The sequence below is a fragment of the Nonomuraea corallina genome, from assembly GCF_027620315.1.
Taxonomy (GTDB): Bacteria; Actinomycetota; Actinomycetes; order Streptosporangiales; family Streptosporangiaceae; genus Nonomuraea; species Nonomuraea corallina.
This window is the reverse complement of the sequence record NZ_JAPNNL010000012.1, coordinates 1-13,999: the sequence shown is the minus strand read 5'-3', so window position 1 is coordinate 13,999 and position 13,999 is coordinate 1. Positions and strand designations below refer to the sequence as shown.

The following is a 13,999-nucleotide window of genomic DNA, read 5'->3' as shown; positions in this document are numbered from 1 at the left end:
GTTCCCGGAGCCGGCGCGGAGGGATGGAGGGTCAGTCCTTGGCGTAGTCGCGGCCCCAGCCCCACTCGCGGTAGGACTGCTGGGTCTGCACGTTGAGGATGTCGGACTTGACGCCCTTGGCCTTGTTGGTCAGCGGGTCGTTGATCTGGATGACGTCCAGGCCGTTGTCGAAGTCGGCCGCGTACACGTACCCGTTGTAGTAGTACGCCGACCAGACGCCGCCGCCGCTGCCGTCGGCCTTCGGGCCGCGCTCGAAGTAGCCGAACTCGCGCGGGTTGGTCGGGTCGGTGAAGTCGAGGAACGAGACGCCGCCCATGTACCAGGCCTGGACCATGATGTTCTTGCCCTTGACCGGGATCAGCGAGCCGTTGTGCGCCACGCAGTTCTCGGTGTCGGCCTGGTGCCTCGGGATCTTGAAGTAGCTCTGGAAGACGAGTTCGCCGCGGTGGATGCGGTAGATGGCGTTCGCGCCGCGGTTCGGCCCGACGGCCTCGTTGCAGGTGGCCGCGCCGCCGCCGCCGAGCTCGTCGGTGAACAGCACGGTCTTGGCGTCGTTGGTGAAGGTCGCCGAGTGCCAGAACGCGAAGTTGTCGTCGGTGACCCTGGCGGTCACCTTCGGGTTGACCCGGTCACGGATGTCGAACAGCACGCCGTCACCCATGCAGGCGCCGGCCGCGATGTCCTTCTCCGCGTAGACGGTGATGTCGTGGCAGCCGGTGGTGGGCACGAGCAGCCCCGGCTGGGTCTCGTTGCCGCCGTCGGGGAAGACGACCGGCGTGGCGGCCACGTGGGCCTGCGTCGGGTTGCGCAGCGGCACCTTGATGATGGAGATCTTGTCGTGCGGCGGCTGGCAGTCGGGCAGGTTGGCCGCCGGCAGGTACGAGGAGACGTAGACGTAGACGTTCTTGAGCTTGTCGAGGCCCCTGCCGGGCACCAGCGTCAGGGTGTGGGAACCGCAGTCGGTCTCGACCGACTTGATGTAGCGCGGGTTGCGCTTGTCCCGGATGTCGAAGATCCGGACGCCCTCCCACGACTCCTTGATCGCGGCGCTCTGCCCGGTGCTGTTGCACGAGTCGTCGCTGCGGGAGTTGTCGACGGCGGCGAACAGCAGGTCGCCGTAGACGCTGACGTCCATCTGGCTGCCGGGGCAGACGACCGAGCTGACGACCTTGGCCTTTTTGGGGTTCTTGATGTCGTAGATCGAGAAGCCGCCGTAGTTGCCGACGTAGGCGTAGTCGCCCTGGAAGGCGATGTCGGTGTTGATGGTGCCGGCCAGAGGCGCCGGCTTGGGGATGTTGAGCACGTGGCTCACGTTCGGGCTGGTGACGATCGTGTCCGCGGGCGGGATGTCACTGGCGGCGGCCGGTAATGCCGTCAGGCCGAGGGCGAGGCCGGCGCCGGCTGCGAGCAGCGCCCGGAGCGTGCGGGACATATAGGGGAGCCTCCTTGGTCTCATGTGTCACATGCCGAAGGCGGCGGGGCCTCGGTGAGGACCCGCCGCCGTCGGTGATCAGTGCTTGTGCCCGTGGTCCCGGTAGGACTCCTGGGTCTGGGCGTTGAGGATGTCGAACTTCACGCCGTTGGCCTTGTTGGTCCGCGGGTCGTTGAGCTTGAGGACGTCAAGCCCCAGGTTGAAGTCCGAGCCGTAGATGTGGCCGTTGTAGTAGTAGGCCGACCAGTGGCCGCCGCTGAGCGGGTTCGGCGCGTCGGGACCGCGCTCGAAGAAGGCGATCTCCTGGGCGTTGCCCGGGTCGGTGAAGTCCACGACCGAGATGCCGCCCTGGTACCAGGCCTGGACCATGATGTCCTTGCCCTTGACCGGGATCAGCGAGCCGTTGTGGGCCACGCAGTTCTCGGTGGCGTCCTGGTGCCGCGGGATCTTGAAGTAGCCGCGGAAGGTCATCTGGCCGTCGGCGCCGATGTCGTAGTAGGCGTTGGCGCCGCGGTTCGGGCCGATGGCCTCGTTGCAGGTCGCCCTGGTGCCGCCGCCGAGCTCGTCGGTGAAGATCACCCGGCTGGCGTCGTTGTTGAAGGTCGCGGAGTGCCAGAAGGCGAAGTTGACCTCGTCACGGACGGTCGCGGTGACCCTCGGGTTCTCCGGGTCGCTGATGTCCATGAGGATGCCCTCACCCATGCAGGCGCCCGCGGCGATGCCCTTCTCCGGGTAGGCGGTGATGTCGTGGCAGCCGGTGGTGGCCGACTTGCCGTTCGGGTACGCGCCCGGCACGCCGGGGAAGCCGCCGTCGGGGAACAGGTTCGGCGTGGCGATGACCGTCGCCGAGCCCGGGTCCTTCACCGGCACCTTGATGATCGAGATCAGGTCGTGCGGCGTCTTGCAGTCGGGGAAGGCGTCGTTCGGGCCGTACGAGGAGACGTAGATGTAGACGTTCTTGCCCTTGCGGTCCGGGACGAGCGTGTGGGTGTGGGAGCCGCAGTTGGTCTCGACGGACTTGATGTAGCGCGGGTTGCGCTTGTCGCGGACGTCGAAGATCCGCATGCCCTCCCAGGACTCCTTCACGGCCGCGCTCTGGCCGGTGCTGTTGCACGAGTCGTCGTTGCGGGAGCTGTCGACGGACCCGAAGACGAGGTCGCCGTAGACGCTGATGTCCATCTGGCCGCCGGGGCAGACCACGGAGCTGACGACCTTGGTCTTCTTCGGGTTCTTGATGTCGTAGATCGAGAAGCCGTAGTAGTTGCCTACGTAGGCGTAGTCACCCTGGAAGGCCATGTCCGTGTTGATGTCGGCGAGGGCCTCGGGCTTGGGCACGGTGGTGACATGCGTGATGTTCGGGCTCTTGACGATCTCGCCGGGAGCCGGGATGTCCGCAGCATGCGCGGGGAGACCTGCCATCGCCAGCGCGATGGCGGCACCCGCGAGGACAAGGAACCTGCGGGGGGAGTGCACGGAGAGATCCTCCTATAAACAGCATATAAGTGGTCAAATCTTCACTCTTCATGACCTCCCACGACCAGCTTTCAGAATGTCAAATGTTCGAGCACTGTGCTCTCTGTAAACGATCACCCATTTCTCCTAGAATGCGACGTTCGTACCAGAACTTCAGGAGGCTGAGTGCGCCTCGCGCTCGTCATCGTCACCGCCGCCCTCACGGTGACCACCATGTCCGGCTGCACGTCCGAGACCCCGGCGCCGCGCGCCGACTCCACCGCTCCCGTCATCGCCCCGGGCAAGCCCGGTGAGGAGGCCAGGACCCTCGCTCCGGACGAGGCCGTCAGCGCCGTCCCCCAGGCCACCGCGAACGCGGCCGACATCGCCTACGTGCAGGACATGATCGTCCACCATCAGCAGGCGCTCGACATGGCCATCCTGGCGCCGAGCCGGGCCGAGTCGGCCAAGCTCAAGAGCCTGGCGTCGCGGATCAAGGACAGTCAGGGGCCGGAGATCCAGTGGATGCGGACCTGGCTGCAGCAGCAGGGCCAGCGGCTGCCCGACCATCACGGCGCGCACGAGGGCATGGCCGGCATGGCCACGCCCGAGGAGATGGAACAGCTGAAGGCGGCCTCGGGCCAGGCGTTCGACCAGCTGTTCCTGAAGCTGATGATCAAGCACCACGAGGGCGCCATCGAGATGTCCACCGAGGTGCTGAAGAACGGCTCCCACCTGCGCATCGAGGAGCTGGCCAACGACGTGGGCGTCACCCAGCTCTCCGAGATCCGGCGGATGCGCGAGATGCAGGCAGGCTAGGAGCCGCTGCGCCAGGAGCGGAGATAGGCCTCCTGGTCGCCGGTGAGCGCGTCGATGCCGATGCCGGCGGCCGCCAGCTTGAGCCCGGCCACCTCCTGGTCGATCTCCTCCGGCACGTCGTACACGCCCGGCTCCAGCCCCGTCCGCTCGCGGGCGAGCCAGGCGACGGCGAGCGCCTGCGCGGAGAACGACATGTCCATCACCGCCGCCGGATGGCCCTCCGCGGCCGTGAGATTGACCACGCGGCCCTCGGCCAGCAGCAGCAGGCTGCGGCCGTCGGGCAGCACGTACTCGTCGGTGTTGGGGCGGACCCCGCGGCGCACCTCGCCGGCCAGCTCGTCCAGCGCCCGCACGTCGATCTCCACGTCGAAGTGGCCGGCGTTGGCCAGGATCGCCCCGTCCTTCATGGCCGCGGCGTGCTCGGCGGTGATCACGTCGCGGTTGCCGGTGACGGTGATGAACAGGTCGCCCACCGGGGCGGCCCGCTCCATCGTGCGCACCTCGTACCCCTGGAGGGTCGCGTCGAGGGCCTTGACCGCGTCGATCTCCGTAACGATCACCCGGGCGCCCAGTCCCCTGGCCCGCTCGGCCACCCCGCGCCCGCAGTAGCCGAACCCGGCGACCACGACCGTGCGCCCGGCCAGCATGGTGTTGGTGGCCCGCATGATGCCGTCGAAGGTCGACTGGCCGGTGCCGTAGCGGTTGTCGAACATCCGCTTGGTCCGGGTGTCGTTGACCGCCACCACGGGGAAGCGCAGCGCCCCCTCAGCGGCCATCTGACGGAGCCTGATGATGCCGGTCGTGGTCTCCTCACACCCTCCGGACACCCCGTCGAGCAGGTCGGTCCGCTCGGTGTGGAGGATGTTGACCAGGTCGCAGCCGTCGTCGAGCACCAGGTCGGGCCGGACGTCGAGGGCCTGGTGGATATGACGGTAGTAGGTGGCCCGGTCGACGCCCGCCCTGGCGTGCACGGCCATCCCGTAGCCGCGCAGTGCCTCGGCCACGTCGTCCTGGGTCGACAGCGGGTTGGAGGCGGCCAGCGCGATCTCGGCGCCGCCCGCCTTGAGCGCCCCCATGAGCACCGCGGTCTCCGCCGTGACGTGCAGGCACGCGGCCACGCGCAGCCCGTCGAGCGGCCGTTCCGCGGCGAACCTCCCCCCCAGCGCGGTCAGCACCGGCATCGACCGGGCCGCCCACGAGATGTGCCGCTCCCCGCTCTCCCACAGTTCCATGCAAGCTCTCAGACACCAAGGCTCCGGAGGGGCGCCCACCCCTCCGGAGCGTCGAACACGCGGGAGATCAGTAGCGGTAGTGGTCGGACTTGTACGGGCCCTCGACGTGGACGCCGATGTAGGCCGCCTGCTCCTTGGTCAGCTGGGTGAGCTTTACGCCGAGGGCGTCGAGGTGCAGCCGGGCGACCTTCTCGTCGAGGTGCTTGGGCAGCGTGTAGACGCCGATCGGGTAGTCGGCCGTCTTGGTGAACAGCTCGATCTGCGCGATCACCTGGTTGGTGAAGGAGTTGGACATGACGAACGACGGGTGGCCGGTGGCGCAGCCGAGGTTCATCAGGCGGCCCTCGGCGAGCACGAGGATGGAGTGACCGTCGGGGAACACCCACTCGTCGACCTGCGGCTTGATGGTGCGCCGCTCGATGCCGGGGGTCTTGGCCAGGCCGGCCATGTCGATCTCGTTGTCGAAGTGGCCGATGTTGGACACGATCGCCTGGTGCTTCATCTGGGCCATGTGGTCGGCCCGGATGATGTTGAAGTTGCCGGTGGTGGTGACGAAGATGTCGGCGATGCCGACGACGTCCTCCAGCGTGGTGACCTGGAAGCCGTCCATCGCCGCCTGGAGCGCGCAGATCGGGTCGATCTCGGTGACGATGACCCGGGCGCCCTGGCCGCGCAGCGCGTCGGCGCAGCCCTTGCCGACGTCGCCGTAGCCGCACACCACGGCCACCTTGCCGCCGATGAGCACGTCGGTGGCGCGGTTGAGGCCGTCGATGACGGAGTGGCGGCAGCCGTACTTGTTGTCGAACTTGGACTTGGTGACCGAGTCGTTGACGTTGATCGCCGGGAACAGCAGCTGGCCGTTCTTGTGCATCTCGTACAGGCGGTGCACGCCGGTGGTCGTCTCCTCGGTGACGCCCTTGATGCCCTCGGCGATCCGGCTCCACCGCTTCTCGTCGGTGACCGTGCGCTTGAGCAGGTCGATGATGACGTGCCACTCCTCGGGGTCGTCACCGGTGGCCTCGGGGACGAAGCCCGCCTTCTCGTACTCGGCGCCCTTGTGGACCAGGAGCGTGGCGTCGCCGCCGTCGTCGAGGATCATGTTGGGGCCGTCGGCGCCGGGCCAGGCGAGCGCCTGCTCGGTGCACCACCAGTATTCCTCCAGCGTCTCGCCCTTCCAGGCGAACACGGGGACGCCCTTGGGGTCCTCGGGCGTGCCGTCGGGGCCGACGACCACCGCGGCGGCGGCGTGGTCCTGCGTGGAGAAGATGTTGCAGCTCACCCAGCGCACCTCGGCGCCGAGCGCGACCAGCGTCTCGATGAGGACGGCGGTCTGGATGGTCATGTGGAGCGAGCCCATGATCTTCGCGCCGCGGAGGGGCTGGGAGGCCGCGTACTCCTTGCGGATCGCCATGAGGCCGGGCATCTCGTGCTCGGCCAGCCGGATCTCCTTGCGGCCGAACTCGGCCAGTGACAGGTCGGCGACCTTGAAGTCCATCTGCTTTACCCCTCGCGTCATCGTGTGGTCGCCGACGAGTCTAGGCGGCCCTCAGGCGAGGTGGCACCCCGAGGACCCCGAAGTTGACGTAAGAATGTAAGAATGCGTATCACGGAAGCGGCCAAGCGGCTCGACATGTCACCCCGGATGCTCCGATACCGGGATTCCCTGGGGCTGCTGCCGCCCGTGCGCGAGCGGGGCGCGCACCGCCGCTTCGGCCCCGAGGAGCTGGCCGCCGTGGCCCAGGCGGTGGAGCTGGAGAAACGGTTCGACGTCTCCCCCGCCGAGCTGGCGTTCGCGCTGCGCGCGCTGAGCGATCCTGGCGTCGCCGCGGCCGTGCGCGAGCTGGGCGTGCGCATCGGCCGCATCCAGGTGCCGCGCCGGGCGCTGGACTTCGAGAAGGAGAAGGCGTTGCGCCTGTTGCGAACCCGGCCCGCCGGGGATACGTCGAACAGGGCATGAAGGAGCTGCTGCTGGCCGCCATGCTGGCCGTCACCCCCGCGCAGACCACCGTGAACGTGAAGGTCTACTTCTCCCAAGGGCACGGCGTGCCCGGCAAGGTCGTGCCGGTCACCCGTACCTCCCCGCACGCCGGCGTCGCCCGGTTCGCCGTCGAGCAGCTCATCAAGGGCCCCACCGCCGCCGAACGGCGCCGGGGCCTGCACTCCGAGCTGACCGGCAAGCTCCGCGGCCGGTCCGACTGCGGCGCCGACTTCTCCCTCAAGATCCGCAAGGGCACCGCCACGCTCCGCTTCTGCCGGACGGTCTGGGGCGCCGGTGTCGGCTCCGACGCCCGCGCGCTCCGTACGATCGACAGGACGCTCAAGCAGTTCCCCACGGTCAAGAGGGTGGTGACGCTGGCCAAGGACGGCCGCTGCCTGTTCGACCAGACCGAGTCGGGCACGTCGTGCCTGACCGGGCGCGAGTGACCGGTCAGACCCTGCCGACCGCCTCCCGGTCGAGGTCCGGCTCCAGGTAGATCACGCGGGCGATCGGCACGGCCTCGCGGATGCGCCGCTCCGCCTCGTCGATGCCCGCGGCGATCTCCGGAGCGGTGTCGGAACGGGTCACCGCGATCTTCGCGGCCACCAGCAGCTCCTCCGGGCCGATGTGCAGCGTCTTCATGTGGATGACGCGGTCGACCTGCGGCGTGGCGTCCAGCGCGGCGCGGATGCGGGACTCCATCTCGGGGGCGGCGCTCTCGCCGAGCAGCAGCGACTTGGTCTCCACGGCCAGCACCACCGAGATGACGGCGAGCAGGAAACCGATCATCAGCGTGCCGACGGCGTCCCAGACGGGGTTGCCCGTCACCACGGCCATCGTCACGCCGAACAGCGCGAAGACCAGGCCGAGCAGCGCCCCGAGGTCCTCCAGCAGGATGACGGGCAGCTCGGGCGACTTGGACCGGCGGATGAACGCCATCCAGCTCTGGTCGCCGCGGACCGCGTTGGCCTCCTTGATGGCCGTGCGGAACGAGAAGATCTCGGCGATGATCGCGAAGATCAGGACGCCGAACGCCCACTGGGGCGAGCTGAGCGGCTCGGCGTGGGTCAGCTTGTGGTAGCCCTCGTACAGCGAGAACAGCGCGCCGATCGCGAACAGCACCACGGCCACCACGAACGCGTAGAAATAGCGCTCCCGCCCGTAGCCGAACGGGTGCTCGCGGGTGCTGGCCCGTTTCGCTTTCCTGCCGCCCAGCAGCAGCAGTGCCTGGTTGCCGGAGTCGGCGACCGAGTGGATGCCCTCGGCCAGCATCGACGACGACCCCGTGAAGGCCGCCGCCACGAACTTCGCCACCGCAATGGACAGGTTGGCGGCCAGAGCCGCCAAGATCGCCTTGGTTCCGCCGCTCGCGCTCACCGGTCGTCTCCCGTCGTACGAACCCTTTTCAAGTCTGGACGGATCTTAGTGGGTGACCCGGGCACGCAACTCGGTGATGGGACCCACCGGAGTCGGGTCCAGGCCGTAGCCCAGCGCGAGGTACGTGGTCGCGAAATCGGCCGGCCCGATGAGGGAGGCGAGCCGCTCCAGCGGGTGGTCGCCGTCGGCCGCCAGCTCGGTGACGAGCACGTCGCGGTCCTGCGCCAGCCGTACGACGGCCTCCCTGGCACTGGTCACCCGGGGGTGCTCGTCGAGGTCGCGCAGCAGCACCAGCCGCAGCGTGCGGGTGGCGGTGTCGGCGAAGATGTCGCGCTCGGCCAGCGGCCCGTCGAACACCGCCACCTGATTGTGGCCGGCCTCGGGCAGCTCGCCGAACAGGGCGGGGTATTTGGCGTCCTCGTTGAGCCGGGCGGCGAAACGGGCCGCCGCCGCGGCGGCCAGCGGGGACGAGCCCCAGATCATCGGCACGGTCTCGGCCAGGTCCATCGCGAGGGTCTTGCCGGGGTTGAGGAACGAGTCGCTCGACGGCCGGCAGCGGTGCGCGACCTCCTCCAGCACCCTGGCCACCCGCTCGTAGACCGTCGGCTCGGTCCGCACCAGGCCCAGCGCGGAGGCGGCCACCACCAGCGGGGTGGTCACGAGCCACAGGTCGGCCCGGGGCCGGCCCTCGGTCGGGATCGGCACGTACACCGAGGACGACTGCACCGCCACCGCCTCCAGCGCCGAGCCGGCGGGGCCCACCGCGAGGAGGGTGCAGCCGCGCCGCACCGCCTCGGTCGCCATGGAGATCGTCTCGCCGGTCTCGCCCGACCAGGAGACGGCGATCACCAGGTCGGTCGCCCCCACCCAGCCGGGCAGCTGGTAGGAGCGGACCGTGACCACGGGGATCGGAGCGCCCTGCCCGCACACCGCGGCCAGGAGGTCGCCGGCGAGGGCGGAGCCGCCCATGCCCACGACCACGACGGCCCGGGGCCGCACGTCGGCGACGAGCCGGTCGACGCCCGACTCGACCGCGACGCGGTGACCGGTGCGGACCTGGGCGGCGGAGCCGGCGACCGCGCGGAGCATGCCTCCCGGGTCGCACTCGGTCAGATGATGCTGATCGTCGAGCCTCTCGGGCTCCCAGGTCACGGCTTCCTGGCCTCGTCGACGAGCAGGACGGGGATGTCGTCACGGACGGGGTAGATCAGGCCGCAGCCGGTGCAGGCCAGCTCCGCGCTCTCGCCCTCCACCCGCAGGGCCGCTTTGCAGGCCGGGCACGCCAGGATCTCCAGCAGCCAGTCGTCGATCTTCACGGTCATACCTCTCTCAGCAGGTCGAGAACCTCGTCCCGGACCGCCGCCATCGTGGTCTCGTCGGCCGCTTCGGCGTTGAGCCTGAGCAGCGGCTCGGTGTTGGACGCGCGCAGGTTGAACCACCAGCCGTCGCCGGTCACGGTGAGCCCGTCGAGCTCGTCGAACGCGCCCCTGTCGGCGAACGCCGCACGCACCCGGCGCACGGCCGCCTCGTGATCGGCGACCGTGCTGTTGACCTCGCCCGAGGCGTGGTAACGGGAGTAGGCGGACACCACCCGCGACAACGGGTCGGACTGCTCGCCGAGCGCCGCCAGCACGTGGAGCGCGGCCAGCATGCCGGAGTCGGCGAACCAGAAGTCGCGGAAGTAGTAATGAGCGGAGTGCTCGCCGCCGAAGACGGCGCCGGTGCGGGCCATCTCGGCCTTGATGAAGGAGTGGCCGACGCGGGTGCGGACCGGGTCGCCGCCGTGCTCGCGGACGATCTCCGGCACGCCCAGCGAGGTGATCAGGTTGTGGATGATCGTCGCCCCGGGGTTCTTGGCCAGCTCGCGGACCGCCACCAGGGCGGTGATCGCGGACGGCGAGACCGACTCGCCGCGCTCGTCGATCACCCAGCACCGGTCGGCGTCGCCGTCGAAGGCCAGGCCGAGGTCGGCGCCCTCCGCCACCACGGCCCGCCGCACGTCGACCAGGTTGGCCGGCTCCAGCGGGTTGGCGTCGTGGTTGGGGAACGAGCCGTCGAGCTCGAAGTAGAGAGGGGTGAGGTCGATCGGCAGCCCGTCGAGGACCGCCGGCACGGTGTGGCCGCCCATGCCGTTGCCGGCGTCGACCACGACCTTCAGCCGCCTGATGGCGGACAGGTCGACGAGCGAGCGCAGGTAGTCGGCGTAGGCCGGCAGCAGGTCCTTCTCGATCAGCGAGCCGGTGGGCGTGCCCGTGACGCCGATCAGCTCGGCCGCCCGGTCGCGGATCTCGGTCAGGCCGGTGTCGCCGCCGATCGGCACCGCGCCCGCGCGGCACATCTTCATCCCGTTGTACTGGGCGGGGTTGTGGCTGGCGGTGAACATCACGCCCGGCAGGCCGAGCGTGCCGCTGGCGAAGTAGAGCAGGTCGGTCGAGCCCAGCCCGGCGTGCACCACATCGGCGCCGCGCGAACGGGCCCCCCGGATGAACGCGTCGGCCAGCACCGGCGACGAATCGCGCATGTCGTGGGCCACGACCGCCGACCGGGCCCCGGTCACCTCGACGAAAGCGGCCCCCACCGCCTCGGCCGCCGGCTCGTCGAGCTCGTCGGGCACCAGGCCACGCACGTCGTACGCCTTGAAGATCTTGGCGAGGTCGCCCATCCAGCTCCGCCCTTAGGTCGTGACTCCGGCCAGAGCCGAGCCTACCGGTCGCGGTGCTGCTGGGCCGACCTGAGAACGCGCAGATGCCCCCGTCGGCCGACCTCCACGCCCTGGCCCACGGGCTCCCCCGCGCCGGGCCCGCTCGGCCTCGCGGCCTCCCTGACCGCGTTGGCCAGCGCCTCCAGATCGTCGGTGCTCGGGGCGGCGCCGTCCGTGGGCAGGCGCACGACCTCCCAGCCCCTGGGCGCGGTGAGCCGCTCGGCATGTTCGGCGCACAGGTCATAACAGTGCGGCTCGGCGTACGTCGCCAAGGGGCCCAGAACTGCGGTCGAATCGGCGTAAACGTACGTGAGCGTGAAGACGGCAGGCTGACTGCAGGCGGTGCGGGAACAGCGGCGGACGGGGCTCACGGAGGGACCGTATCTGGTAAGGGGGCGGGACGCCACTATCTGAGCGCTCTTAAAGAGCGTGTCGCCACAATTCGGACACCTGTCGCAGGCTATCCACCTACATGCACCGATGCCGGTGTTCTTCGCCGGTCACCCGTAGACTTGCCGTGTGACGAGCAAGCGCGGTCCCCGACGGCGCGACAGGCACGGGCGCGGCCTGCGCGGCCCGATCGCCCCTTCCTACGTCCCCATGGCCAGGGCGCGCAGCGAGCGCTTCGACGACCTGGTGCTCGACGCCGTCGACCGGCTCCGGCCGAAGTGGGGCAGGCAGTTGTCCGCGGTGGAGTTCGCGGTGGAGGAGGTGCCGCCACTCAGCGAGCTGGGCGACGGGCCCGGTTTCGGCGCCGGCCCGATCCCGCTCGGCCGCGCCGCCTCCGCCCGCGGCCAGTCCCCCGCCTCCATCGTCCTCTACCGGCGCCCCCTGGAGGCCCGCGCCCGCGACCGCGACACGCTCGGCGCCCTCGTGCACGACACGGTGGTCGAGCAGGTGGCCTCCCTCCTCGGCCTCTCCCCCGACACCGTCGACCCCGGCTACGACGAGCGCCGCTGACGCCCGGCGGCCCCCGCACCGGCGCGCCCGGCTAGGGGAACCGGTCAGGGAAGGACCGCGCGCGAGGTGTCCGTGAGCGGGCGGAGCACGGTCCAGAGCCTGGCCGGCGCCAACGGCTGAGCCGTGATGAGGACTCCGGTCCTGAGCCGCTCCTCCACCACCCGCCCTCCGTACACCCGGCCCGACACCGGCGTGACCAGCACCGCGTACGCGCCCTCGCCCGCCAGCCGCACGTCCCTGGTCCGCCCCGCCGGGACCGCCACCTCCACCGCCGCCCTCGGCTCGCCGCCCTCCGGCACCACCTGGACCCGCACCTTCCCCGCGCCGTCCGGCGCCGTCAGCACGAGCCGGGACCCCGCCCCGTTGGCCGCCACCGCGCTGCCCAGGTCGAGAGCGGGAGTGCCCGCGGTGAACGCCACGTCCGGCTGCCGGCCCGTACCGGTGATCACGACACCCGCCACCACCGGCGCCGTCGAGGTGAGCACCAGGGCGGCCGACTCGCCGCCGATGCCGGTGGTCACGTCCAGCGGCAGCACGCTGCCCGCCGGCACGTCGATGGACTCACGGCCGCGCATGGCGTACGCGGCCCCCTCCGTCACGGCCTTGATCCGCACCGTGGCGTCGGTCTCGCCGGGCGCGGCGACCAGGAGCTCGCGTCGCCCGCCGCCGCCGGGGACGGCCGGCACCACGACCTCGGTGGCGGGGGCGGCGGCCGTCGGCAGCCAGTCGACGCCGCCGGTCTCCAGCTCGGCACGGGCCGAGACCGCCAGCCTCCCGGTGAACGTCGTCACGCTGACCGCCATCACGTCGGCGGCGGCGGCCAGCGTGCGGAGGTCGATCCGGCGGTGCTCGCCGGGCGCGATCTCCATCCCGAGCCCCTCGTCCCCGGAAACCTGCCCTTCGGCGGCGTACACCTCGACGTCGGCGAAGGCCGGCGCCTTGTCGGCGTTGACCAGGTGCAGCGTGACACGGCCGCGGGCGGGGCCCGGACCGACGAGCCAGCTCTCGGCCGCGGGCTCGGCGCACCGCAGCCCGGCGAGCCCGCGCCCGGCGCCGGAGGTCGTCCGCGTGATGTACCCGGCCTCCAGGCCGCCGGGGCCGTTCACGGTGTACGGGCCCGCCTCGTTCATCGGCTCCCGCGACAGCGTGCCGGGCAGGTAGACGCTGACCTTCTCGCCGCGGGCGGCGGGGCACGTCGCCGTCGCCGCCTCCACCGGCACCTTCCTCGGCTGCGCCTCGACCGGCGGCCGCGGAGCGGGCCTCGTCACGTACGCGACCCCGTACAGGGCGACGAGCGCCGCCACCACCAGCACGCCCAGGCCGAACCGGCTCGCCGCGAACCTCCTCACGACCCACCCGCCCCACGCCGCCGGCCACCCGCCGCGACCAACCGGCCCCCCGCCGCGTGACCGCCTTCCTCGGACGGCTCCGGCAGGGCCGGGACGGGTTCGGCGTCCTCGTCGGGTTCCCGTCTGCCCGGGGCGGCCAGCACCACGACGGCCACCACCATGGCTCCCTGGGCCCACAGCCAGGGAGTGTGCAGGAAGTGGGCGGACGACGGCGGGACCGGGGTGACCGGTTCGGCCACCCGCCACAGGCCGCCCGCCTCGGACAGGCTCATCCGCTGCAGCGAGGGCTGGGAGTCCAGCGTCTCGGCCAGCGGCGGCGGCACCGGAGGCGCGACCGCGACCATGGCCACGCCGTGCTGGGCCAGCGTCGCCGCGTCGGTGCCGCCGCGCCCGCCGACGAGACCCTCGGCGGCGGTGCGGACGCGGGCCCGGGCCTCGGACGTGACCGGCGCCTCCGCCTCGCCGATCAGCGGGGCCCGGCCGCGCAGCACGGTGAACTCCGGTCCCCTGATGAGCAGGGTCTGCTCGCCGCCGCGCGAGTGGAGGGCGGCCAACGCGGGGAGCGGGTCGGGAACGTCCGACCGGAGCGGCCCGCGTACCCCGTGCACCACCCAGTGGCCCGCGGCCAGCAGCGGAGCGCCGAACGCCACGGCCGCCACCAGCCCCGCCGCCATCCGGCGCGGCCCGCCCGCCGCCCAC

The 13,999-nt window shown here is 71.0% G+C and carries 14 protein-coding genes and 1 pseudogene; 4 read left to right on the top strand and 11 right to left on the bottom strand.

All coding sequences use genetic code 11. The annotated features are described in order from the left end of the window. Positions 1–31: 31 nt before the first annotated feature. Together OUY22_RS05185 and OUY22_RS05180 are read right to left on the bottom strand one after the other, a co-directional pair. Positions 32–1,432, bottom strand: a complete 1,401-nt coding sequence (locus OUY22_RS05185; protein WP_270153592.1) for an LVIVD repeat-containing protein — start codon at positions 1,430–1,432, stop codon at positions 32–34. Positions 1,433–1,510: 78 nt separating this feature from the next. Beyond that, the gene (locus OUY22_RS05180; protein ID WP_408638112.1) at positions 1,511–2,905 is read right to left on the bottom strand and encodes an LVIVD repeat-containing protein; all 1,395 of its coding nucleotides are present in this window, start codon (positions 2,903–2,905) and stop codon (positions 1,511–1,513) included. A gap of 165 nt (positions 2,906–3,070) precedes the next feature. Between OUY22_RS05180 and OUY22_RS05175 the strand changes: the two genes are divergently transcribed. Further along, complete coding sequence (locus tag OUY22_RS05175; protein ID WP_270153591.1) at positions 3,071–3,703, top strand: DUF305 domain-containing protein; 633 nt, start codon at positions 3,071–3,073, stop codon at positions 3,701–3,703. On the opposite strand, the gene OUY22_RS05170 is transcribed toward OUY22_RS05175, so the two are convergent. Both OUY22_RS05170 and ahcY read right to left on the bottom strand, forming a co-directional pair. Beyond that, complete coding sequence (locus tag OUY22_RS05170; RefSeq protein WP_270153590.1) at positions 3,700–4,935, bottom strand: adenosylhomocysteinase; 1,236 nt, start codon at positions 4,933–4,935, stop codon at positions 3,700–3,702. The genes OUY22_RS05175 and OUY22_RS05170 overlap by 4 nt on opposite strands. A 67-nt stretch (positions 4,936–5,002) precedes the next feature. Continuing rightward, the gene (gene ahcY / locus OUY22_RS05165) at positions 5,003–6,430 is read right to left on the bottom strand and encodes an adenosylhomocysteinase (RefSeq protein ID WP_270153588.1); all 1,428 of its coding nucleotides are present in this window, start codon (positions 6,428–6,430) and stop codon (positions 5,003–5,005) included. A 102-nt stretch (positions 6,431–6,532) separates the two neighbouring features. Here ahcY and OUY22_RS05160 point away from each other — a divergent pair, with 102 nt between their 5' ends. Both OUY22_RS05160 and OUY22_RS05155 read left to right on the top strand, forming a co-directional pair. Then, positions 6,533–6,892 (top strand): MerR family transcriptional regulator, encoded by a 360-nt coding sequence (locus OUY22_RS05160; protein ID WP_270153587.1) that lies wholly within the window; start codon positions 6,533–6,535, stop codon positions 6,890–6,892. Then, complete coding sequence (locus tag OUY22_RS05155; RefSeq protein WP_270153586.1) at positions 6,889–7,359, top strand: GerMN domain-containing protein; 471 nt, start codon at positions 6,889–6,891, stop codon at positions 7,357–7,359. Before OUY22_RS05160 ends, OUY22_RS05155 begins: the two co-directional genes overlap by 4 nt. A 4-nt stretch (positions 7,360–7,363) precedes the next feature. On the opposite strand, the gene OUY22_RS05150 is transcribed toward OUY22_RS05155, so the two are convergent. The 5 genes from OUY22_RS05150 to OUY22_RS05130 are packed head-to-tail and all read right to left on the bottom strand — an operon-like array spanning position 7,364 to position 11,362. Beyond that, entirely contained in the window at positions 7,364–8,290 is a 927-nt protein-coding gene (locus OUY22_RS05150) for a cation diffusion facilitator family transporter (protein WP_270153585.1), read from the bottom strand. A gap of 45 nt (positions 8,291–8,335) precedes the next feature. Then, on the bottom strand, positions 8,336–9,442 hold the full coding sequence (locus tag OUY22_RS05145) for an SIS domain-containing protein (RefSeq protein WP_270153584.1): 1,107 nt from the start codon (positions 9,440–9,442) through the stop codon (positions 8,336–8,338). Next, positions 9,439–9,612: a Trm112 family protein gene (locus OUY22_RS05140; protein ID WP_270153583.1), complete on the bottom strand. Its 174-nt coding sequence runs from the start codon at positions 9,610–9,612 to the stop codon at positions 9,439–9,441. The genes OUY22_RS05145 and OUY22_RS05140 overlap by 4 nt, the downstream gene beginning before the upstream one ends. Beyond that, positions 9,609–10,952, bottom strand: a complete 1,344-nt coding sequence (locus OUY22_RS05135) for a phosphomannomutase/phosphoglucomutase (protein ID WP_270153582.1) — start codon at positions 10,950–10,952, stop codon at positions 9,609–9,611. Before OUY22_RS05135 ends, OUY22_RS05140 begins: the two co-directional genes overlap by 4 nt. Before the next feature lie 41 nt (positions 10,953–10,993). Beyond that, a complete protein-coding gene (locus OUY22_RS05130; RefSeq protein ID WP_270153581.1) occupies positions 10,994–11,362 on the bottom strand; it encodes a DUF3499 domain-containing protein in 369 nt (122 codons plus the stop codon). A gap of 148 nt (positions 11,363–11,510) precedes the next feature. On the opposite strand from OUY22_RS05130, the gene OUY22_RS05125 reads away from it, so the two are divergent. Continuing rightward, a complete protein-coding gene (locus OUY22_RS05125; protein WP_270153580.1) occupies positions 11,511–11,951 on the top strand; it encodes a metallopeptidase family protein in 441 nt (146 codons plus the stop codon). 44 nt (positions 11,952–11,995) lie between these two features. Here OUY22_RS05125 and OUY22_RS05120 read toward each other — a convergent pair whose 3' ends face one another. Together OUY22_RS05120 and OUY22_RS05115 are read right to left on the bottom strand one after the other, a co-directional pair. After that, positions 11,996–13,300 carry a DUF5719 family protein gene (locus tag OUY22_RS05120; protein ID WP_270153579.1) on the bottom strand — a complete coding sequence of 435 codons (1,305 nt, stop codon included), beginning with the start codon at positions 13,298–13,300 and terminating at the stop codon, positions 11,996–11,998. Next, a pseudogene (locus tag OUY22_RS05115) lies at positions 13,297–13,999 on the bottom strand (glycosyltransferase family 2 protein); the annotation flags it as partial. The pseudogene OUY22_RS05115 and the gene OUY22_RS05120, both read right to left, overlap by 4 nt.

Excerpts from the sequence above, each read along its gene's own strand:
- OUY22_RS05135 (WP_270153582.1), bottom strand. The coding sequence starts at position 10,952 with ATGGGCGACCTCGCCAAGATCTTCAAGGCGTACGACGTGCGTGGCCTG.
- OUY22_RS05170 (WP_270153590.1), bottom strand. The coding sequence starts at position 4,935 with ATGGAACTGTGGGAGAGCGGGGAGCGGCACATCTCGTGGGCGGCCCGG.
- OUY22_RS05140 (WP_270153583.1), bottom strand. The coding sequence starts at position 9,612 with ATGACCGTGAAGATCGACGACTGGCTGCTGGAGATCCTGGCGTGCCCG.
- OUY22_RS05155 (WP_270153586.1), top strand. The coding sequence starts at position 6,889 with ATGAAGGAGCTGCTGCTGGCCGCCATGCTGGCCGTCACCCCCGCGCAG.
- ahcY (WP_270153588.1), bottom strand. The coding sequence starts at position 6,430 with ATGGACTTCAAGGTCGCCGACCTGTCACTGGCCGAGTTCGGCCGCAAG.
- OUY22_RS05185 (WP_270153592.1), bottom strand. The coding sequence starts at position 1,432 with ATGTCCCGCACGCTCCGGGCGCTGCTCGCAGCCGGCGCCGGCCTCGCC.
- OUY22_RS05160 (WP_270153587.1), top strand. The coding sequence starts at position 6,533 with ATGCGTATCACGGAAGCGGCCAAGCGGCTCGACATGTCACCCCGGATG.